The sequence below is a fragment of the Aeromonas sp. Y318-3 genome (assembly GCF_027706185.1).
In the GTDB taxonomy this organism is placed as follows: Bacteria; Pseudomonadota; Gammaproteobacteria; order Enterobacterales; family Aeromonadaceae; genus Aeromonas; species Aeromonas veronii.
Genome location: NZ_JAPDCN010000001.1, coordinates 532,839 through 550,396 on the forward strand (window position 1 = coordinate 532,839; position 17,558 = coordinate 550,396).

Annotated in this window: 15 protein-coding genes; 10 read left to right on the forward strand and 5 right to left on the reverse strand. The window is 61.4% G+C overall.

The window, feature by feature from the left end; all coding sequences use genetic code 11:
- Window positions 1-18 precede the first annotated feature (18 nt).
- From trpD to OKB77_RS02515, 3 genes are read right to left on the reverse strand one after another with little or no spacing between them, the layout of a single operon-like run.
- Window positions 19-1,032, reverse strand: a complete 1,014-nt coding sequence (trpD, locus tag OKB77_RS02505; protein ID WP_058053107.1) for an anthranilate phosphoribosyltransferase — start codon at window positions 1,030-1,032, stop codon at window positions 19-21.
- A gap of 15 nt (window positions 1,033-1,047) precedes the next feature.
- Complete coding sequence (locus OKB77_RS02510; RefSeq protein ID WP_005359135.1) at window positions 1,048-1,647, reverse strand: aminodeoxychorismate/anthranilate synthase component II; 600 nt, start codon at window positions 1,645-1,647, stop codon at window positions 1,048-1,050.
- On the reverse strand, window positions 1,640-3,274 hold the full coding sequence (locus OKB77_RS02515; protein ID WP_201934131.1) for an anthranilate synthase component 1: 1,635 nt from the start codon (window positions 3,272-3,274) through the stop codon (window positions 1,640-1,642). Before OKB77_RS02515 ends, OKB77_RS02510 begins: the two co-directional genes overlap by 8 nt.
- Before the next feature lie 434 nt (window positions 3,275-3,708).
- Here OKB77_RS02515 and rnm point away from each other — a divergent pair, with 434 nt between their 5' ends.
- From rnm to rluB, 5 genes are all read left to right on the forward strand, one after another.
- A complete protein-coding gene (gene rnm, locus OKB77_RS02520; RefSeq protein WP_075112437.1) occupies window positions 3,709-4,590 on the forward strand; it encodes an RNase RNM in 882 nt (293 codons plus the stop codon).
- A 106-nt stretch (window positions 4,591-4,696) separates the two neighbouring features.
- On the forward strand, window positions 4,697-5,317 hold the full coding sequence (locus OKB77_RS02525) for an L-threonylcarbamoyladenylate synthase (protein WP_201951957.1): 621 nt from the start codon (window positions 4,697-4,699) through the stop codon (window positions 5,315-5,317).
- The gene (locus tag OKB77_RS02530) at window positions 5,310-6,179 is read left to right on the forward strand and encodes a segregation and condensation protein A (protein WP_160880718.1); all 870 of its coding nucleotides are present in this window, start codon (window positions 5,310-5,312) and stop codon (window positions 6,177-6,179) included. Before OKB77_RS02525 ends, OKB77_RS02530 begins: the two co-directional genes overlap by 8 nt.
- Window positions 6,163-6,735, forward strand: coding sequence for an SMC-Scp complex subunit ScpB (gene scpB / locus OKB77_RS02535; protein WP_005338125.1), 573 nt, complete (start codon window positions 6,163-6,165; stop codon window positions 6,733-6,735). The genes OKB77_RS02530 and scpB overlap by 17 nt, the downstream gene beginning before the upstream one ends.
- Before the next feature lie 134 nt (window positions 6,736-6,869).
- Window positions 6,870-7,793, forward strand: coding sequence for a 23S rRNA pseudouridine(2605) synthase RluB (rluB, locus tag OKB77_RS02540; protein ID WP_005347347.1), 924 nt, complete (start codon window positions 6,870-6,872; stop codon window positions 7,791-7,793).
- Window positions 7,794-7,948: 155 nt separating this feature from the next.
- Here the strand turns inward: rluB and OKB77_RS02545 are convergent, their stop codons facing one another.
- Window positions 7,949-8,677 carry a transporter substrate-binding domain-containing protein gene (locus OKB77_RS02545; protein WP_201951954.1) on the reverse strand — a complete coding sequence of 243 codons (729 nt, stop codon included), beginning with the start codon at window positions 8,675-8,677 and terminating at the stop codon, window positions 7,949-7,951.
- 190 nt (window positions 8,678-8,867) lie between these two features.
- Here OKB77_RS02545 and tesB point away from each other — a divergent pair, with 190 nt between their 5' ends.
- A complete protein-coding gene (gene tesB, locus OKB77_RS02550) occupies window positions 8,868-9,734 on the forward strand; it encodes an acyl-CoA thioesterase II (RefSeq protein ID WP_005338122.1) in 867 nt (288 codons plus the stop codon).
- Between the two features lie 78 nt (window positions 9,735-9,812).
- Here the strand turns inward: tesB and aceK are convergent, their stop codons facing one another.
- Window positions 9,813-11,540: a bifunctional isocitrate dehydrogenase kinase/phosphatase gene (gene aceK / locus OKB77_RS02555; RefSeq protein WP_101531469.1), complete on the reverse strand. Its 1,728-nt coding sequence runs from the start codon at window positions 11,538-11,540 to the stop codon at window positions 9,813-9,815.
- A 206-nt stretch (window positions 11,541-11,746) separates the two neighbouring features.
- Between aceK and OKB77_RS02560 the strand changes: the two genes are divergently transcribed.
- From OKB77_RS02560 to thrC, 4 genes are all read left to right on the forward strand, one after another.
- Entirely contained in the window at window positions 11,747-12,454 is a 708-nt protein-coding gene (locus tag OKB77_RS02560; protein ID WP_100654199.1) for a tRNA/rRNA methyltransferase, read from the forward strand.
- 247 nt (window positions 12,455-12,701) lie between these two features.
- Window positions 12,702-15,161: a bifunctional aspartate kinase/homoserine dehydrogenase I gene (thrA, locus tag OKB77_RS02565; protein WP_201951952.1), complete on the forward strand. Its 2,460-nt coding sequence runs from the start codon at window positions 12,702-12,704 to the stop codon at window positions 15,159-15,161.
- A gap of 2 nt (window positions 15,162-15,163) precedes the next feature.
- Window positions 15,164-16,174, forward strand: coding sequence for a homoserine kinase (gene thrB, locus OKB77_RS02570; RefSeq protein ID WP_201951949.1), 1,011 nt, complete (start codon window positions 15,164-15,166; stop codon window positions 16,172-16,174).
- Window positions 16,171-17,472: a threonine synthase gene (gene thrC, locus OKB77_RS02575; protein ID WP_201951944.1), complete on the forward strand. Its 1,302-nt coding sequence runs from the start codon at window positions 16,171-16,173 to the stop codon at window positions 17,470-17,472. The genes thrB and thrC overlap by 4 nt, the downstream gene beginning before the upstream one ends.
- Window positions 17,473-17,558 lie beyond the last annotated feature (86 nt).

Consider the following 17,558-nt stretch of genomic DNA (forward strand, 5'->3'; position numbering starts at 1 on the left):
GCTGGTTCTTGGCTGACATCATGCCTCCTGATGGCTCAGGGTGGCCAACTTGGCAGCGAGCTCTGCCGTCTTGCCGCTTGCCAGCACCGCCAGCACTTCGGCCGCCGCGCTCTTGAGATCTTTCGCCTTGCCCGCCATCAGCAGCAGTGGCGCCACGTTGGCGGCGATGGCGGCGTTGTGGGCCGGGGTGCCACGTCCTTCCAGAATGGCGGCGGTGATGGCGCGGTTCTCTTCAGGCTCACCGCCCTGAATGGCGCTGACCGGATAGGTCTCGAGGCCAAAGTCAGCCGGGGTGATCATGAATTCGCGGATCTCGCCGTCACGGATCTGGGCCACCTGGGTCGGGCCGTGGATGGCAATCTCGTCGAGCCCGGCGCCGTGAACCACCATACCGGTTTTCAGCCCCAGTGCCAGCAGGGTTTCTGCGATGGGGCGCACCAGCTCGGGGGCATAGACCCCCATCAGCTGATAGGTGGGACGAGCGGGGTTGATGAGCGGCCCCAGCACGTTGAACAGGGTGCGGGTCTTGAGGGCCTGACGCACCGGCATGGCGTGGCGCACGCCAGCGTGGTATTGGGGGGCGAACAGGAAGCAGATGCCGAGTTCATCCAGACAGTGGCGTGCCTGCGCCGGGCTCATGTCGAGCTTGATGCCCATCTTGTCCAGCAGATCGCTGGAGCCTGACTTGCTCGAGACCGAGCGGTTGCCGTGCTTGGCCACTTTCAGGCCGCAGGCGGCGGCGACCAGCGCCGAGGTGGTGGAGACGTTGATGGTGTTGAGGCCATCGCCCCCGGTGCCGACGATATCGCAGAACGCATAGTCTGGACGCGGGAAGTCGCGCGCTTCCGCCAAGAGAGCCTCGGCGGCGCCAGCGATCTCCTCCGGGGTCTCCCCCTTGATCTTGAGGGCGGTCAAGAGACTGGCCAGCACAATGGGATCCACTTCGCCACGTACCACCTGGCCGAAGGCGTCGCGGGTACTTTCACGGCTCAGAGACTGACCCTGATAGAGGGTGTTGAGATGTTGATGCATGTTGGTCTCCTTACCTTAACGCACGCTGCTTTCTGGGCGGGTGATATGGGCGAGCGCCTGAGTCAGCAGACGGGCCCCTTCCGAGGTCATGATGGATTCCGGGTGGAACTGGAATCCCAGCACCCGCTCATCCTGCTGCTCAATGGCCATGGGCATGCCCTGATAGTGGGCAATCACCGTCAGCTCTTCCGGTACATAGGTGGCGACCAGCGAGTGGTAGCGGGCCACCGGCAGCGGGCTCGGCAGACCGGCGAAGGCGCCGTGGCCGTTGTGCTCAATCAGGGAGCGCTTGCCGTGGACGATTTCGCCCGCCGCGCCGACGGTGCCACCGTAGGCTTCGCACAGGGCCTGATGACCGAGACAGATGCCGAGGATGGGCACCTGACCGCGTGCCAGCTTGATCAGGTCAATCAGGCAACCCGCTTCATGGGGGGCGCCCGGCCCCGGCGAGAGCACCAGCACGGCGTCCCCTTCACAGGCGGCGATTTCGCTCATGATGCGGCTGGCCGGCAGGCTGTTGCGATAGATCCTCACCGGATAGCCGAGGGAGCGGAACTGGTCGACGAGGTTGTAGGTAAAGGAGTCGAAGTTGTCGAGCAGGAAGATGTTAGTCATGGCTCACGTCCTTATGTTGCTCCTGCTGGGCGTTCAGTGCTTGCAGGGAGGTGCCATGGCTGGCAGCGATGGCGGCCAGCACGGCGGCCGCCTTGGCGCGGGTCTCGTCCGCTTCGGCCTGCGGTTTGGAGTCATAGACCACCCCGGCACCGGCCTGCACATGGGCCATGCCATCTTTCACAAAGGCGGAGCGGATGACGATGCAGGTATCCATCTCGCCTGCACCGTTGATGTAGCCGACGGCGCCGCCGTAGCTGCCGCGGCGCTTGCCTTCCACCATGCGAATCAGCTCGCTGGCGCGGATCTTGGGTGCGCCGGTGAGGGTGCCCATGTTCATGCAGGCCTGATAGGCGTGCAGGGCGTCAAGGTCGGCGCGCAAGGTACCGACCACCTTGGAGACCAGATGCATCACGTGGCTGTAGCGATCCACTTTCAGCAGCTCCTTGACGTAGCGGGTGCCGGGCTCGGAGATGCGGGCGATGTCGTTACGGCCCAGATCCACCAGCATCAGGTGCTCGGCCACCTCTTTTTCATCCTGACGCAGCTCCAGCTCGATGCGGCCATCGAGATCCCGGTTGATGCTGCCATCGGGGTTGAAGCCACGGCGGCGGGTACCGGCGATAGGGTACATCTCGACGTCGCGGCTGGCGGCGCAGAACTTCACCGCGCTCTCCGGCGAGGCGCCAAACAGGGTGAAGCCCTCATCCTGCACGTAGAACATGTAGGGGCTGGGGTTGGTCTGTTTGAGGCGGCGATAGGCGGCCAAGGGGCTGGGGCAGGGCAGGGAGAAGCAGCGGGACGGCACCACCTGGAAGATGTCGCCACGGCGGATAAAGCCCTTGAGCTTCTCCACCTCGGCACAGAACTGCTTGTCGCTCTTGTCCACGCTCATGCCGCCGCTCAGGGGCTGGGTGGTCAGCTCGGCGCTAAGGGGTTGCTGGCAAAGCTGTTTGAAGTCGGTGAGTCGCTCGGTCAGGCGGGTGTATCTGTCTTCCACCTGGCTCTCGTCGCTGTCGCCGCCAAAGATGCAGGCCAGCAGTTGAGTGGTGCGTTCGATATGGTCGATGGTGATCAGGGTCTCGGCCACGTAGAAGCAGTAGTCGGGGCAGTGGTTGCTCCCCTCCGGCACCTCGGGCAGATCCTCGAAGGAAGCGATCAGGTCATAGGCGAAGCTGCCCGCCATAAAGAGCGCCTCTTTACCAAGCTGGCAATCGAGCTCTCGCTGCAGGGTGCGCAGCACGTCCAGCACGCTGCACCCCTTGAGGCGGGAATCTTCGTCCAGCTCCCGATCGGAGGCCGGGAAATCGAGCTGCAGCTCGCCATCTACCAGCGAACGAGCCACCACCGCAGGCAGCCGCTCGGCCAGCAGGCTCTGCAACTGGGCGCCGTTGTCGTTGAGGGTGCGAACCCGCACGGTGCGACCACGGCACTCGATGCGCAGGCAGGCATCGACCAGCAGCAGGCTCTGTTTGCCCGCCTTGGAGTCGATCTCCACCGATTCAAGCAGCAGGTTGTTGGGGCGACCCTGACAGAGGCGGGTATAGAGCGCCAGCGGATCGGCCACATAAGGGGCGTTGAGTTTGAGGGTATCGAATTCACCCAGAGGAAGGCGATGTGTGGCTGTCATAGTGCGTTCCCTTGCGTGTGATGCGGTTTACCGATGTTCATGCGTCTAATCCCGTAAAAATGCTTTGGAAATTGGGTCGGTTCGGGCGGTTTCAGTAGGGTCGCCATCGCCAGGTCATTGCGCTTGTCTGAATTCTCGGTTTCATCACAGGTCCATTTGCCGGATAATAAAAAAGCCCGCTGGGGTCAGCGGGCTTTTTCTTTGGGTTCTTAATTTGCTGTCAGATTACAGGTACAGCAACGACCACACGCCCGCATGTCAGGGAGTGTGCCACCACCAGATGGTCAGGATGGAAGTCGTTTGCATGATAAAGTCCTGTAAAAAGATGTTTGCAATGAAGTGCCTACAGAAAACGATAAAGCCGCGGCCAAGTCAAGTCGCTTTTTAGCCTTCTTTTTTTCAAGCGGGCCCCAAGACAAGAGCGAAACAAGCCGATGAGATTCGATCTTCACTGCCATACCACTGCCTCCGACGGGGTGCTGAGCCCGGCCGAACTGGTGCGCCGCGCCGCTGAAAAACAGGTTGAGGTGTTAGCGGTTACTGACCACGACACCCTTGACGGGCTTGATGAGGTGCGCCGCACCATCGAGACCGAGCAGTTGCCGCTGCGACTGGTGAGCGGGGTCGAGATCTCCACCGGCTGGGAGCATCACGAAATTCATATCGTGGCGCTGGGGGTGGATGAAAAAAATCCGCAGTTGGTGGCGTTTTTGGCCGGACAACGGGCTCGCCGCGAGGCTCGCGCACTGGAAATCGGGCGCCGTCTGGAGAAGTGTCTGATCCCCGGCACCTATGAAGAGGCCAAGGCATTGGCCGGTGATGCGGCTGTGACCCGTGCCCACTTCGCCCGGGTGCTGGTGGCGCGCGGGGTAGCCGACAACATGCAGAAGGTATTCAAAAAGTACCTGAGTCGTGGCAATAAAGGGTATGCCCCGGCCGAGTGGCCCGAGATGAGCGAAGCAATCACAGCCATTCACGCCGCGGGCGGGCTGGCGGTGCTGGCTCACCCCAGCCGTTACGATCTCACCGCCAAGTGGATCAAGCGGCTGCTGGTGGCGTTCAAAGCGGCCGGTGGCGATGCCATGGAGGTGTCATTGCCCCAGCAGAGCCCGCAGGAGCGGGCCAATCTGGGCCAGTGGGCCAAGGAGCACGACCTCTATATCTCGGTGGGATCGGATTTTCACTTCCCCTCCAACTGGACCGAGCTGGGCCGCCACCTCTGGCTGCCCAAAGAGGGAATGCCCGTCTGGCTGGCCTATCCCGGTCACTTCGGGCTCACCACCGAGCAGCATGCTGAGCTGCTGGCAAGCCGGTAACGGCGCCAGCGAAGCGGCCACAAACAGGTTAAGGTAGTGTCATGGGTCTTTGACCCGTGACCATACGAGCGGGCAGGTATTGCTGCCCCCATTGCGAGAACAAGCTATGAGTCAGCATTTTTACGTACATCCTGAAAACCCCCAGGCCCGTCTGATCGGTCAGGCGGTACAGATCATCCAGAACGGCGGTGTGATCGTCTATCCGACCGACTCCGGTTATGCGCTGGGTTGCCAGATGGGTGACAAGGGCGCGCTGGAGCGCATCTGTCGCATCCGTCGCCTCGACGCCAACCACGACTTCACCCTGGTGTGCCGCGATCTCTCCGAGATCTCCACCTACGCCAAGGTCGACAACAGCGCATTTCGCCTGATCAAGAACAACACCCCGGGCGCCTACACCTTCATCTTCAAGGCGACCAAAGAGGTGCCGCGCCGCCTGATGAACGAGAAGAAAAAGAGCATCGGCATCCGGGTGCCGGACAACAAGATTGCCCAGGCACTGCTGGAAGCACTCGGCGAGCCGCTGCTCTCCACCACACTGATCCTGCCGGACTCTGAAATGGCCGAGTTTGACCCGGAAGAGATCTTCGACAAGCTGGACAAGCAGATCGATCTGGTGGTCAACGGCGGTTATCTGGGCGAGCAGCCCACCACAGTGGTCGATTTCTCTGACGACGAGCCGGTATTGCGTCGTCGCGGCGCCGGGGATCCGACTCCGTTTGAGTGATGTCGCTGAACCGGTGACAGTCCCCTCCGCCGAGACGGGAACTGGCGCCGCACTACCCATCGCGAAAGTCCTGGGGCAGCCCTATCACGAGCTGCCCCAGGACCTGTTCATCCCGCCCGATGCGCTGGAGGTGTTCCTCGATACCTTCGAGGGGCCGCTCGATCTGCTGCTCTACCTTATCCGGCGCCAGCAGCTCGATATTCTCAACCTGCCGATCCTGCAGATCACCGCCCAGTACATGGAGTACGTGGAGCTGATGCAGGGGCTCAACCTTGAGCTGGCGGCCGAATATCTGCTGATGGCGGCCTGGCTGGCGGAGATCAAATCCCGCCTGCTGCTGCCCAAGGCGCCGGAGCTGGAGGATGAAGAGGAGGGAGAAGACCCGCGGGTGACGCTTATTCGCCGCCTGCAGGAGTACGAGCGCTACAAGGTAGGGGCGGAGAGGGTCAATGAGCTGCCACGGGTGGAGCGGGAGATTTATATCGCCGCTGCCTTGCCCCCCGATTTTGGCGCCCTCAAGCCACTGGCGCCCGATGTTTCGCTGGTTGAACTCGCCCTTTACATGCAAAGTGTGGTAAAACGCGCGACTCATTTCGAACATCACCAGATCCGCCGCGAGCAGATCCCGACCCGGGTGCGCATGGCGGAGATCCTCGCCATGCTCACGCTGGGGCAGACCCTGCGCCTTGAGCAGGTGCTGCGCGCCGAAGAGGGGCGCATGGGGGTTCTGGTGACGTTTCTGGCCCTGCTGGAGCTGTGCAAGGAGCAACTGATCTGGATCCTGCAGGCAGAACCACTCGGTCCTATCCATTTTGCATTGGCCGAGCAGAGCGAGGAGGGCAACCGTGGCGCTGCCCACTGAACGACTCAAGACCCTGATCGAAGCGGCATTGTTTGTGGCCGGTCGCCCGCTCAATGTCAGCGAACTGAAAAGCAGCGTGCTGGCGGATTATCCGGTGACCAGTCGCTATGTTCAGCTGCTGTTGGCCGAGATCAGGCAAGATTACAGCTCGCGGGGCGTCGAGCTCAAAGAGGTCGCCTCCGGCTGGCGCTTTCAGGCGCGTCAGGAGTATGCCGAGGAGCTCTCGCGGCTCTGGAGCGAGCGTGCTCCGCGCTATTCCCGCGCCGTGATGGAGACGCTGACCCTGATCGCCTATCGCCAACCCATCACCCGGGCCGAGATCGAAGCGATCCGCGGGGTGGCGGTGTCGAGCCAGATAGTGAATACCCTGAAAGAGCGTGGCTGGGTGCGCAGCATAGGCCACAAAGAGGTGGCGGGTCGCCCCGAGCTGCTCGCCACCACCAGAGAGTTTCTGGATTACTTTAATCTGCAGAGTCTGGAGCAGCTCCCCGAGCTGGATCCGGAGCTGCAACCCCTGTTGCCCTCTGCGGTGGACGGGGAGAACGATGCCCGGTGAATGGCGCCCAAGCGTGCCGATGTCACCGAGATATACATTTTTCAACTGTGACGAGAGCTCCAACCGGCGTTTGTTACAGTTAACCCCGTTGCCCCTTTTACCAGTGGGCAGCGATCAACAATCAGGTAACCCCGATGAGTGAAAAACTGCAAAAAGTGTTGGCCCGCGCGGGTCACGGCTCCCGTCGTGAGATGGAGGCCCTGATCACCGCAGGTCGGGTCAGTGTGGATGGCAAGGTCGCCACACTGGGGGATCGCGTCGAAGTGAACGCCGTGATCCGGGTGGATGGTCACCAGGTCAAGACCCGTGCCGCAGAGGAAGTGATCTGCCGCGTATTGGCTTACCACAAGCCGGAAGGGGAGATGTGTACCCGTCACGATCCGGAAGGTCGTCCCACCGTGTTTGATCGTCTGCCCAAGATGGAAGGTGCCCGCTGGATTGCGGTCGGCCGCCTCGACGTCAACACCTCCGGTCTGCTGCTGTTCACCACCGATGGTGAGCTGGCCAACCGTCTGATGCACCCGAGTCACGAAGTGGAGCGGGAATACGCGGTACGTGTCTTTGGCGAAATCACCGAAGCCATGCTGCAGCGTCTGCGCAAGGGCGTGCAGCTGGAAGATGGCACCGCCAAGTTCAACAAGATCAAACCGGCTGGCGGTGAGGGTCTGAACCAGTGGTTCAACGTTACCCTGACCGAAGGACGCAACCGTGAAGTGCGCCGCCTGTGGGAATCCCAGGAAGTGCAGGTGAGCCGCCTGATGCGGATCCGCTACGGCGACGTCAAGCTGGACCGCGGCATCCCGCGCGGCGGCTGGCAAGAGCTGAAACTGCCGGAAGTAAACTACCTGCGCGGTCTGGTCAACCTGCCGCCGGAGACCGAATCCAAGGTCGATCTGCAGCAGGATGGCAAAACCAGCCGTCACAAGCAGGCCGCCCAGATCCGTCGCGCCGTACAGCGTCACAAAGAGATGCAGGGCAAAGAGCCGCGCGCTCGCGCCACCACCGCCCGTCGCAAGCCGCAAGCCTCTACCCGCAACTCAGGTACCGGTAGCAAGTAAGCCGACAACCCGTTGCGAACTGCGCGCCGTCAAATAGCGCACAGTCGGCCAAGCAAAGGCCCGCACCAACTGGTGCGGGCCTTTTTCATCTCTAGCGGGTGACCTCCAGCTGCAGGCTGGCTCTGGTCATGTGGTAATGATTGCTCTCACACTCCTCAGTTGGCCGGTGTCATCCACTCTTTGTTGAAGTCACGTATAAACATCTCTCCCTCTTCATTGCGGGCGGTGACCAGATAGAAGGTGACGTTCTGGCGAAACAACGAGAGGCGGTAGAGGGCGGCGTTGTCCTCCTCCGAGAGGTTCTTTTTCGAGGTGTCGTTGATGGGCACCAGATCGACTTTGCCCTTTTTCAGCAGTTCGACACACTGGTTGAGGCGGTTGGTGGTTCTGACGATCAGCTTCTGCTCGATGGTCACCCGCTCGATAGCATCGGAGAACCACCCCTTGGGCACGCAGGCGGTTTTCTGCTGCCAGGGCGGGGATTCCAGCCCCTTCTTGTCGGGCGTGGTGTACCAGGACTGGATATCGAATGCGATGGGGGTACTGAACAGCAGGGTGTTGCTGCGCTCGTTGGTCCAGGTAAAGGGGAAGGCGGCGATGGCGTTGCCCAGTTCGATGTTTTTAAGTCCTCTCGGCCAGGGTTGGTAGGAGACCCGCAGATCCGGGTGGCCCGCCGCTTTGAGAGTGGTGAGCACCTTGCTCGCCAGCTCGCCGCCATTGGCCTGCGTCGCCGAAGAGTAGGGGGGCAATTCGCCGGTGATAATCACCGCGCTCTGCACCGTGGCGGCCGGGAGCAGCGAGAGAGCAAACAGGGTGGCAAGAAAGCGAAGGGACGAGCGGAGGCGATAAGTGGCAGAGGGCGTGACCGGATAACGGATGTGCATGGCGGGTGACCTCACCTCTATCGATTGCTGACAGCGTAGCGGTTTCGGCAGGGAAAAAACAGACTCGATAAATGCTGTTGGTCGCGGTGTATGGCCCTTGGCGTTCCCTTTGGCGGGCGGAAGGGGTTGTGGCGGTTGCTCTGCTCCGGTGAGCTTGTTAGCCTGTGCGGTTCTGATAGAGGAGTGAACGATGAGCAAGGTACTTGATGAGCTGCTGGCGTTGCTGGCGCTGGAAAAAATCGAGGAGGGCCTGTTTCGGGGCCAGAGCCAGGATCTCGGTCTGCGGGCCGTGTTTGGCGGACAGGTAATGGGGCAGGCCTTGTCAGCCGCCAAGCAGACGGTCGAGACCGGCCGTCAGGTTCACAGTTTTCACTCCTACTTCCTGCGTCCGGGGGATGTGACCCGTCCCATCGTCTATGACGTGGAGAATATCCGTGACGGCCAGACCGTCTCCACCCGCCGGGTCAAGGCGATTCAGGGCGGCAAGCCCATCTTCTATCTCAACGCCTCGTTTCAGGTGCCGGCCGACGGCTTCGAGCATCAGGCGCAGATGCCCACCGGCATCACCCCGCCGGAGGAGCTCAAGAGCGAGCTGGAGCTGGTGCGCCCCTACGAGAACCTGATCCCGGCCTCTCTGCGCGACAAGATCCTCTGCGAGCAACCCATCGAGATGCGCCCGGTGACCCTGGTCGACCCTATTCGGCCGACGGTGCAGGATCCGGTGCGTCACGTCTGGTTCAAGGCCAATGGCCAGATGCCGGACGATCTGCGGGTGCACAAATACCTGCTGGCCTACGCCTCCGACTTCAACTTCCTGCTCACCTCGCTGCAGCCCCACGGGGTGTCGTACTGGGAGCCGGATATGCAGGTGGCCACCATCGATCACTCCATGTGGTTCCACCGGGATTTCCGCTTCGACGACTGGCTGCTCTACGTGGTAGACAGCCCGAGCGCCAGCAGCGGTCGCGGTCTGGTGCGCGGTCAGTTCTTTACCCGTGACGGCGTGCTGGTGGCGAGCACCATGCAGGAGGGGGTGATCCGCCGTCGCGGCAGTTAAGGCGCAAAGCGGATAGCAAAACGGGGTGGCTTTGGCCACCCCGTTTTCGTTGCTGCGATGTGCGCGGGCGCTGCGGGATCAGCCGCCGCGCTGGTACTTGAAGCGCTTCTTGCGCCGGTAGGGATAGACATCCTCGAACACCCCCACCTTGATGTTGCTCTGCAGCATCTTCCAGTAGTTGGCGTCGAACATCTCCTTGTGCAGTTGCAGCATGATCTCCCGCACCTGCGGCTTTTGCAGCAGGAAGGTGGCGAACTCCTCGGGGAAGATGTCGTTGGGGGCCACCGAATACCAGGGTTCGGCGCTCCACTCATCCTCGGGGTAGCGAGGCGGCGGGATCTGGCGGAAGTTGCACTCCGTCATGTAGCAGATCTCGTCGTAGTCGTAGAAGACCACCCGGCCGTGACGGGTGACGCCAAAGTTCTTGAACAGCATGTCCCCCGGGAAGATGTTGGCCGCCGCCAGCTGCTTGATGGCGTTGCCGTACTCCTCCAACGCGAGGCGGGTCTGCTGCTCGTCCGCCTTGTCCAGATAGAGGTTGAGGGGGATCATCTTGCGTTCGGTATAGAGGTGCTTGATCACCAGCTTGTCGTCGCTGATGGTGAGCGCAGAAGGTGCCACCGTCTTGAGCTCGGCAAGGAGCTCCGGCGAGATGCGGTCCAGCGGAAACTCGAAGTTGGTGAACTCCTGGGTATCGGCCATCCGACCCACCCGATCGTGCTGTTTAACCAGCCGGTATTTTGCCTTCACCTGCTCGTGGCTCACATCCTTCGGGGGAGTGAACTCGTCTTTTATCACCTTGAACACCACATCGTAGGAGGGGAGGGTGAACACGCTCATCACCATCCCCTTGATGCCGGGGGCGATGATGAACTGATCCCGACTCTGGGCCAGATGATGGCGGTAGTGGCGATAGAGCTCGGTCTTGCCGTGCTTCTGGCAGCCGATGGCGTTGTAGATCTCGTAATCGGGCTTGTGGGGCATGATCTGGCGCAGGAAGGCGACAAACAGCGCCGGTTCGCGGGCATAGACCATAAAGTAGGCGCGGGCGAAGCCAAACACGATGGAGGCGAGATCCGGCTCGAAGATCACCGTGTCCACATAGATGCTGTGGCCGGTGCTGAGCAGGGGCAGGATAAAGGGGAAGACCTGATCTTTTACCCGGATCAGCCCTACCAGATAGGCCCCCTTGTTGCGGTAGAACACCTCTTTGAGCAGCTCGATGGCAAAGGGCTCATCATGGAGGATTTGCGGGCCGTTCTCGGCAAGATGGCGGTGGATGTCGACAATATCCCGCTGCTTGTCCTCGTAGGGGAGGGTGAAGCTGTAATCCCCCAAAAGCTGGCTCAAGGTCTGCGGCAAGTGGGCGAGATCGGTGCGATAGATCCGCAGCAGGGCGCTCAGGTCCGGTTTTTCGCCACGGCTGACAAAGGGGTGGATGTAGAGGTTCTCGTCGCGGATATTGCGATGACGAAAGATCCGGCGATAGACGGAGTTGAAGAAGGACTCCGCCACCTCGAAGTTGTCACAACGGGGTAGCAGGTCGCTGAAGGCGCTTTTGACCCGCTTGAGCAGCTCCTGGGTGGCGTGGTGCTCCCCCATCATCTGGCGGATGGAGCTGGCGGTGGCCCCCACATGGTGGTCATAGAGGCGAATTCGCTCGCGCCCGGCGAGCTGCACCCCCAGCCAGTCACTGTTCTCGAAGCGGCTCTTGCTGCCCTGGGTTATCTCGAGAAACCGGCTGTAAAACGACTCGAAGCGTTGCAGGATAGTCTCGGCGACGGCCTGTTCCAATGGCTGCTGCATCTCTCTCTTCCTTGTGATCTGTCGGGCCGATAGCGCGAAGGATTGGGTGTAATTTGTTCAGACGTCAGGCCACTATCGCAACATTCAAACGTCTGTTCAAGTGGCAATTTTCGGGGATAAACGGTAGATTGCGCCCCTGTTTTGGTGATGGTTTAGCGACTGTTTGCTGTCTGTTTGAGAGGCCGTCCGGCCTGTGAGGAAACCCGATGAAGCTCTATTTTGTCCTGGTGGCACCTGCCCGACCTGCGAACGTGGGGGCGGCTGCCCGCGCCATGAAAACCATGGGATTCGATGCCATGCGACTGGTGGCGAGCCGGGTACACGAAGAGGAGGAGGCGAGCTGGGTGGCTCACGGTGCCCAGGAGATCCTGACTCAGGCCGAGGCGTTCGACACCCTGCCCGAGGCACTGGCGGACATGGATCTGGTGATTGCCACCACTGCCCGTGAGCGCGGTCGCTACCAGCACTACCTCACGCCGGGGGAGATCCGCGAGCAGATCCGCAGCAAGCCTTCACTCAACAAGGTGGCCATCGTCTTTGGCTGCGAGGAGTCGGGGCTCTCCAACGAGCAGCTGGCCGAGGTCGATCTCATCAGCTATCTGCCCCTCAAGGTGAGCTACCCGTCTCTCAATCTGGGGCAGGCGATCATGCTCTATGCCTACGAGATGAGTCAGCTGATGGATGAGCTGAACGCCGACGGCGGCGCTGCGGTAGCAGAAAATTTTGATAACGCCGGGCAGGTTCGGGTGCTGAAAAGCAAAACAGCAGAATTGCTTGGTGAACTCGGAGTTTCGCAGGATGAAAAACTGCATCAGTGGGTGATGGACCGGGTGCCCATGCTGCCGCAGCGGGATTTGAACATGCTCCACCTGCTCTGCAAAGACCTTGCGCGCAAACTTGGCAAAGAGGTTTAAGTTGACAGCCCATCGCCCGCCGCGGTATTGCTAAAAGCCAGCTTCGTCAACGAGTGTTCGTCATGCAGTTATTCACCAACGTCATCACCACCATTATTACCGGTACCACCACAGGTGGCACTGGGGCCGGTTGATGCGCTGACGAACAAGCACAGAAATCAAAAAAGGCCCGTACCCACCCAGTACGGGCCTTTTTGTTGGATTGGTTTTTAGATTGAATTTCATAGATTTACAGGGAGAGAAAGCGATGAGAGTGTTGAAATTTGGCGGGTCTTCACTGGCCGATGCAGAACGTTTTTTACGGGTGGCCGATATCGCGGTCAACACCCACGGCCAATCTCAGGTAGCCCTGGTGCTCTCTGCACCTGCCAAGGTGACCAATCATCTGGTGGCGCTGGTGGAGCAGACCAGTCGCGGCATGGATGCCAGTTCCACCCTGTTTGAAGTCAACGGCATCTTCTCCCGCCTGCTGGCCGGGTTGAAGGCGGCCTATCCGGCGCTCGATGACAAGGCGCTGCTGGCCCGCCTCACCGCTGAGCTGGATCAGGTGGAGCGGCTGATGCAGGGCATCCGTCTGCTGGGCCTCTGCCCGGACAACGTGCAGGCGCGCATCCTGAGCCGTGGCGAGAACCTCTCCATCGCCTTTATGCACGAACTGCTGCGGGTGCGTGGCCTCGAGCTGGGTCTCATCGTGCCGGAAGAGCTGCTGGTGACCGATGGCGGCTATCTGGAAGCCCACGTCGATATCGAAGCCTCCCGCCTGCGCTTTGCCGCCAAGGGGCTGCGTAGCGATTGCCTCTACTTGATGCCGGGCTTTACCGGTGGCAGCGACAAGGGCGAGACCGTGCTGCTGGGTCGTAACGGCTCCGACTACTCCGCCGCCGTGTTGGCTGCCTGCGTCGATGCCGAGTGCTGCGAGATCTGGACTGACGTCGAAGGCTGCTACAGCTGCGACCCCCGTCTGGTGCCGGATGCCTACCTGCTGAAAACTCTCTCCTACAAGGAAGCGATGGAGCTCTCCTACTTCGGTGCCAAGGTGCTGCACCCGAAAACCATCGCGCCGGTGGCCCAGTTCCACATTCCCTGCCTCATCAAGAACAGCTTCAACCCGCAAGGGCCGGGCACCCTGATCGGCCCCGAGAGCGGCGACGATGACCTGAAAGTGAAGGCCATCTCGGATCTTTCCGGCATGTGCATGTTCAACGTCTCCGGCCCCGGCATGAAGGGGATGGTCGGCATGGCCGGTCGCATCTTCTCAGCCGTCTCCCGCGCCGGGGTCAGTATCGTGCTGATCACCCAGTCCTCTTCCGAGTACAGCGTCAGCTTCTGTATCCACAGCTACGACAGCGAGAAGACCCGCAAGGTGCTGGAGCGCGAGTTCGAGCTGGAATTCAAAAACCAGCTGCTGGAGCCGCTGGATATCATCAGCGATCTGGCGATCATCTCCCTGATCGGTGACGGCATGCGCACCAGCAAGGGGATGGCAGCCCGCTTCTTCACCTCGCTGGCGCAAGCCTCCATCAACATCGTCGCCATCGCGCAGGGCTCCAGCGAGCGCTCCATCTCGGCGGTGGTGCGGGATCGCAAGGTGGCGGAAGCCATCAAGGCGTGCCACCAGAACTTCTTTGGCAGCCAGCAGTTTATCGATCTGTTTGTGGTCGGGGTCGGTGGCGTCGGTGCCGCGCTGGTGGATCAGATTGCCCGCCAGCAACCGGTACTGGCCGAGCAGGGCACTGGCCTTCGCGTGGTCGGCATCGCCAACAGCCGCCAGATGGCGGTCAACAAGGATGGCCTCAACCTCGCCAACTGGCGCGAACAGCTGGTGGAAGCCCGCGACAGCTTCTCGCTGGAAGGGGTGAAAAAGCTGGTGGAAGATAGCCACATCATCAACCCGGTGATCGTCGACTGCACCTCCTCCGAGGCGGTGGCCGTCCAGTATGCCGACTTCCTCGCCGCCGGTTTCCATGTGGTCACTCCGAACAAGAAGGCCAACACCGGCTCGCTCGATTACTACAAGGCGCTGCGCCGCACTGCCCGCCAGACTCGCCGCAAGTTCCTGTACGAGACCAACGTGGGTGCTGGCCTGCCGGTTATCGAGAACCTGCAGAACCTTATCAAGGCCGGTGACAAGCTGCGTGCCTTCGATGGCATTCTGTCCGGTTCACTCTCCTTTATCTTCGGCAAGCTGGATGAGGGGATGGCGTTCTCGGAGGCGACCCAAATCGCTCGCAGCAACGGCTTTACTGAGCCGGATCCCCGCGACGATCTCAACGGCATGGATGTGGCGCGCAAGCTGCTCATTTTGGCTCGCGAGGCGGGCATGGCGCTGGAGCTCTCCGATGTGGAAGTGGAGCAGGCGCTGCCGCCCGGCTTTGATGTGAGCGGCGATGTGGAAGCCTTTATGGCCCGTCTGCCGGAAGCTGACGGCTGGTTCCGCGACCAGTTCGCCGCCGCCCAGCGTGAAGGCAAGGTGCTGCGCTATGTGGGCTCCATTGACGGTGGCAAGTGCAAGGTCGCCATCAAGGCGGTCGGGGCCGACGAGCCGCTGTTCAAGGTCAAAGACGGGGAGAACGCGCTCGCCTTCTTCTCCACCTACTACCAGCCGATCCCGCTGGTGCTGCGCGGCTACGGCGCCGGTACCGAAGTGACTGCGGCGGGTGTCTTTGCCGACGTGCTGCGCACCCAGAACTGGAAGCAGGAGCTATAAGCATGAGTTCAGACATGTACCCCTCTTATATGACGGAAGGCGCCATGGGTAATGACAGAAGTGTGGTTGCCTATGCCCCCGCCTCCAGCGCCAACCTGAGCGTGGGATTTGATGTACTGGGGGCGGCGCTCGCCCCCGTGGATGGCTCTCTGCTCGGCGATCGGGTGCAGGTAAAAGCGGCTGACGTGCCGTTCGCCCTCTCCGCCGTGGGCCGCTACGCCCACAAGCTGCCGGACGATCCGAAAAAGAATATCCTCCATGACTGCTGGGTCGCCTATGGCGAGGCGCTGGAGAAGCGCGGCCTTGGCCTCAAGCCCCTCGAAATGGTGCTGGAGAAGAACCTGCCGGTCGGCTCGGGTCTGGGTTCCAGCGCCTGTAGCGTGGTGGCGGCGCTGGAGGGGCTCAACGCCTTTCACGGCGCGCCCCTCGACGAGCACGCCCTGCTGCTGCTGATGGGGGAGATGGAAGGCAAGATCTCCGGCTCCGTTCACTACGACAACGTGGCCCCCTGTTATCTGGGTGGCATGCAGCTGGTGGTGGAGGAGGCGGGCGTTATCAGCCAGGGCATTCCGGTGTTTGACGAGTGGTACTGGGTGGTCTGCTACCCGGGCACTGTGGTCTCCACCGCCGCGGCCCGCGCCATCCTGCCGGCCCAATATCGCCGTCAGGATTGCCTCACCTATGGCCGCCGCCTGGCTGCCTTTGTTCACGCCAGCTACACCGGGCAGGAGCCGCTGGCGGCGAGCGTATTGAAAGATGTGATTGCCGAACCCTACCGCGCGGCGCTGATCGAAGGCTTTGCCGAGGTGCGGGCGCAGGCGGCCCAGAACGGGGCGCTCGCCACCGGCATCTCCGGCTCCGGCCCCACCGTGTTTGTGGTGATGAAGGAGCTGGCGCAGGCCGAGCGGATGAAGGATTGGATGGAAGCACATTTCGTGCAGAACGAAGATGGATTTGCCCGGGTCTGCAAACTGGACATGGCCGGGGCACGGGTAACAGGAAGCGAGCTATGAATCTCTACAACATCAAGGACAACAGCGAACAGGTGAGCTTCGCGCAGGCGGTGCGTCAGGGCTTGGGTCGCGAACAGGGGCTCTTCTTCCCCGAACAACTCGAACCGCTCGCCGATGTGGATGCCCTGCTCGATCTGCCGCTGGCCGAACGCTCTGCCCGCATCCTGAGCCACCTGCTGGGGGATGAAGTACCCGCCGCCAAGGTGAGCGAGCTTATCAACGCCGCCTTCACCTTCCCGGCGCCGCTGGTGAAACTCAAAGACGGCTCCGATCGCAAGATATATGCCCTCGAACTGTTCCACGGCCCGACCCTGGCGTTCAAGGATTTCGGCGGCCGCTTTATGGCCCAGTGCCTCGCAGCCTTTAGAACCGTGTCTGCCGAAAAGAATGACAAGATCACCATCCTCACCGCCACCTCGGGCGATACCGGCGCCGCCGTGGCCCACGCCTTCTACGGGCTGGAGGGGATCGAGGTGGTGATCCTCTATCCCAAGGGCAAGATCAGCCCCTTGCAGGAGAAGCTCTTCTGCACCCTCGGCGGCAATATCCGCACCATCGCCATCGACGGCGACTTCGATGCCTGTCAGGCGCTGGTAAAACAGGCCTTTGACGACGAAGCGCTGAAAAAGGCCATTGGCCTCAACTCCGCCAACTCCATCAATATCAGCCGTCTGCTGGCGCAGGTTTGCTACTACTTCGAAGCGGTAGCCCAGCTGCCGAAAGCCTCCCGCGCCAAAGCGGTCATCAGCGTGCCGTCCGGCAACTTTGGCAACCTCACCGCAGGCTTGATTGCCAAGGCGCTGGGGCTGCCGGTGAAGCGCTTTATCGCCGCCACCAACGCCAACGATACCGTGCCGCGCTACCTGAAAACCGGTCAGTGGGAGCCGCACCAGACAGTGGCCACCCTGTCGAATGCCATGGATGTCAGCCGCCCCAACAACTGGCCGCGGGTAGAAGAGCTCTGCCGTCGCAAGGGTTGGGCACTGGAGACCTTAGGCTCCGGTATGCGTGACGATGCCCAGACCCGCGACGCGCTCAAACGCCTGCATCAGCTGGATTACCTCTGCGAACCCCACGGCGCCATTGCCTGGGATCTGCTGGAGGAACAGCTGGCCGAGGACGAAGTGGGGGTGTTCCTCTGCACCGCCCATCCCGCCAAGTTCAAGGAGTCGGTAGACGAGATCCTCAATCTCGATGTACCGCTGCCCGGCCCGCTGGCCAAGCACGCCGAACTGCCGCTGCTCTCCGTTAATTTGCCTGCGGAGTTTGCCCGGTTAAGAGCGTTTTTGGTGGGCTAAGCCGCTTAGGGAAGGTGCGAACAAGTCCCTGATGTGAGATCATGAGCCCCACTTGGCATCAGGGATAAGGTTCAGCATGAATCATC

What these genes read in the sequence shown, in the direction of transcription:
- trpD (WP_058053107.1), bottom strand. Translation starts at nt 1,032, where the DNA reads ATGCATCAACATCTCAACACCCTCTATCAGGGTCAGTCTCTGAGCCGT.
- OKB77_RS02510 (WP_005359135.1), bottom strand. Translation starts at nt 1,647, where the DNA reads ATGACTAACATCTTCCTGCTCGACAACTTCGACTCCTTTACCTACAAC.
- OKB77_RS02515 (WP_201934131.1), bottom strand. Translation starts at nt 3,274, where the DNA reads ATGACAGCCACACATCGCCTTCCTCTGGGTGAATTCGATACCCTCAAA.
- rnm (WP_075112437.1), top strand. Translation starts at nt 3,709, where the DNA reads ATGAGATTCGATCTTCACTGCCATACCACTGCCTCCGACGGGGTGCTG.
- OKB77_RS02525 (WP_201951957.1), top strand. Translation starts at nt 4,697, where the DNA reads ATGAGTCAGCATTTTTACGTACATCCTGAAAACCCCCAGGCCCGTCTG.
- rluB (WP_005347347.1), top strand. Translation starts at nt 6,870, where the DNA reads ATGAGTGAAAAACTGCAAAAAGTGTTGGCCCGCGCGGGTCACGGCTCC.
- OKB77_RS02545 (WP_201951954.1), bottom strand. Translation starts at nt 8,677, where the DNA reads ATGCACATCCGTTATCCGGTCACGCCCTCTGCCACTTATCGCCTCCGC.
- tesB (WP_005338122.1), top strand. Translation starts at nt 8,868, where the DNA reads ATGAGCAAGGTACTTGATGAGCTGCTGGCGTTGCTGGCGCTGGAAAAA.
- aceK (WP_101531469.1), bottom strand. Translation starts at nt 11,540, where the DNA reads ATGCAGCAGCCATTGGAACAGGCCGTCGCCGAGACTATCCTGCAACGC.
- OKB77_RS02560 (WP_100654199.1), top strand. Translation starts at nt 11,747, where the DNA reads ATGAAGCTCTATTTTGTCCTGGTGGCACCTGCCCGACCTGCGAACGTG.
- thrA (WP_201951952.1), top strand. Translation starts at nt 12,702, where the DNA reads ATGAGAGTGTTGAAATTTGGCGGGTCTTCACTGGCCGATGCAGAACGT.
- thrB (WP_201951949.1), top strand. Translation starts at nt 15,164, where the DNA reads ATGAGTTCAGACATGTACCCCTCTTATATGACGGAAGGCGCCATGGGT.
- thrC (WP_201951944.1), top strand. Translation starts at nt 16,171, where the DNA reads ATGAATCTCTACAACATCAAGGACAACAGCGAACAGGTGAGCTTCGCG.